Raw genomic sequence first — 2279 nt, 5'->3', positions numbered from 1 at the left:
TAGTCCAATACGACGCACAGGTTATCAGTCATTTAAGCGCAATATTGCTATCGGTTTAGGCAATGCACCGTACTCAAAAGAAATTGTAGATCAGCTACACAAAGGCAAAAATTTACATGACGAAATCGTCAATGTGCATATTGATTGGGCAATTGAACAGCAACTTAATCAACTTCAGCTATCAAATTAAAAAAATGATGTTTTTTGCCCTATAGCTTTAATACGAATTCTGTATGATTATGTACAGTGAATTAATGCCATCATCATGGATATGACAATGACTCTACGTAATGATTGGACTCGTGAAGAAATCCAAGCTCTATATGAACAACCTTTTTTGGATTTAGTTTTTAAGGCTCAGCAAGTACACCGTGAGCACTTCACTGCCAATACAATTCAGGTCAGCACCCTTTTATCGATTAAAACGGGTAAATGTCCTGAAGATTGCAAATATTGCTCTCAATCTGCACATTACGATTCAAAATTAGAAGCAGAAAAACGTATTGCTGTTGAAAAAGTAATTAGCGAAGCAAAAGCTGCAAAAGATTCAGGTTCATCTCGTTTTTGTATGGGTGCTGCTTGGCGTAACCCACATGAACGCGATATGCCATATGTTTTAGAAATGGTACGTGAAGTTAAAGCATTAGGTATGGAAACCTGTATGACATTAGGTATGCTTAACCAATCACAAGCAGAACGCCTAAAAGATGCTGGTTTAGATTATTACAACCATAACCTAGATACCTCTCGTGAGTACTATTCTCACATTATTAGCACACGTACTTTTGATGACCGTTTGAATACTTTGGATTATGTACGCCAAGCAGGTATGAAAGTATGTAGTGGTGGTATTGTTGGTTTGGGTGAAAGCCGTGAAGATCGAATCGGTTTATTACACGAGTTAGCAACCTTACCTATTCACCCAGAATCTGTGCCAATTAACATGCTTGTACCAATTGAAGGTACACCTCTAGCTGATGTTGAAAAACTAGATGTTATTGAATGGATCCGCACCATTGCGGTAGCACGTATTGTTATGCCGCATAGTTATATTCGTTTATCTGCTGGTCGTGAATCTTTAAGTGATTCAGATCAAGCTTTAGCATTTATGGCAGGGGCGAACTCACTGTTTTCGGGTGATAAATTGCTTACCACTCCAAATGCAGGTGAAGGTAAAGACCAAGCATTATTTAACAAACTTGGTTTAACTGCTGAAAAGCCAAAGCCAACTGTTTCTGATTTATCAGTAGATGCAATGAGTGCTTAACAGCACCAAGAATAAAAAAGCCCTGATCATTCAGGGCTTTTTTCATTCATACAGAAGTTACTAATATTCCATAAGTAGCATTCAGGAAAGTTCCAACTCGAATAATATCCCTACCTGCTGCATGTGTAACCGATAATTCTTGGCTCAATACATCAAACTGAAAAGATTCAAAAACATCTTGATGGTTTAAAAGCCATAGAATGGTATCTGAAATATTTTCATCTGCAATATAAGTCAAAGCTTTGTAGTCTTTGCTCATGAATAACTCAAATAAAAAAACCAAGTAAATTTTATCTGAGATATTCAAAGCTTAAAAGAAATTTCCTTAGGCCGCTTTAGGGTTTACTAATGAGTGACCTGACAATAAGCTATTTAACGCTTTAGGTGAAAACTCTAAAGAAAGTACATGGCTCTTTAAATTAATCGAGTGTCTACTAATCAATGGCAAAAGCCCTTCTTCAGTTTCTAAAACATACTCATCAACAATATTTAAAATACCTTCCAAATTCGTTGTGCTAGATGCTAAGTCATGACTAAAGACATCATAAATTGTTTGTAAGTTAAACGTCGTGTTCTGTTCTGTAGGATGTTTAAGTAAATAGTCCTTTAAGAATAAGACTAATTTATGAGCAAAGAAAAAATAATTCGGTTTATAACTGTATTTCATGCTGTTCATGGAAACAAACTCCAGAAGATCTTTTATTGAATCACAACGGCTTTGTTGCACAAAGCTGTTCTTAAGGGCTTCTTCAGCAATATAATTTTCAAATGAAGAAGCCTACACAAAAAATCTACCGCACAACCAATTGGCCCGCATATAACCGAGCTCTCATTAATCGTGGGAATATTGCCATTTGGTTCGATCCAAAGACCCAGTGGTATGCACAATCACAAGGCAAGCATGGTCGAAATCAAACTTACTCTGACACCGCTATTCAATGCTGTTTAATGATCAAATCTTTATTCAGACTCTCTTTACGTATGGTCACAGGTTTTGTTCAAAGTCTGATTA

4 protein-coding genes and 1 pseudogene are annotated in these 2279 nt (G+C 36.5%); 3 read left to right on the top strand and 2 right to left on the bottom strand.

The genetic code is table 11. The features are described from left to right. Together J576_RS19220 and bioB are read left to right on the top strand one after the other, a co-directional pair. A pseudogene (locus J576_RS19220) lies at window positions 1-190 on the top strand (tRNA epoxyqueuosine(34) reductase QueG); the annotation flags it as partial. Between the two features lie 87 nt (window positions 191-277). Beyond that, on the top strand, window positions 278-1267 hold the full coding sequence (gene bioB, locus J576_RS19215) for a biotin synthase BioB (protein ID WP_002049782.1): 990 nt from the start codon (window positions 278-280) through the stop codon (window positions 1265-1267). A 46-nt stretch (window positions 1268-1313) separates the two neighbouring features. Here bioB and J576_RS19210 read toward each other — a convergent pair whose 3' ends face one another. Then, window positions 1314-1526: a hypothetical protein gene (locus tag J576_RS19210; RefSeq protein WP_002050123.1), complete on the bottom strand. Its 213-nt coding sequence runs from the start codon at window positions 1524-1526 to the stop codon at window positions 1314-1316. A 66-nt stretch (window positions 1527-1592) separates the two neighbouring features. Further along, window positions 1593-1943, bottom strand: coding sequence for a hypothetical protein (locus J576_RS19205; protein ID WP_002049957.1), 351 nt, complete (start codon window positions 1941-1943; stop codon window positions 1593-1595). A gap of 92 nt (window positions 1944-2035) precedes the next feature. On the opposite strand from J576_RS19205, the gene J576_RS19200 reads away from it, so the two are divergent. Then, window positions 2036-2279 (top strand): transposase (locus tag J576_RS19200; RefSeq protein ID WP_033855746.1); only part of this gene is annotated, 244 nt, incomplete at its 3' end.

The organism is Acinetobacter sp. 766875, assembly GCF_000582055.1.
Classification (GTDB): domain Bacteria; phylum Pseudomonadota; class Gammaproteobacteria; order Pseudomonadales; family Moraxellaceae; genus Acinetobacter; species Acinetobacter nosocomialis.
This window is presented reverse-complemented; position numbering and strand designations above follow the sequence as displayed.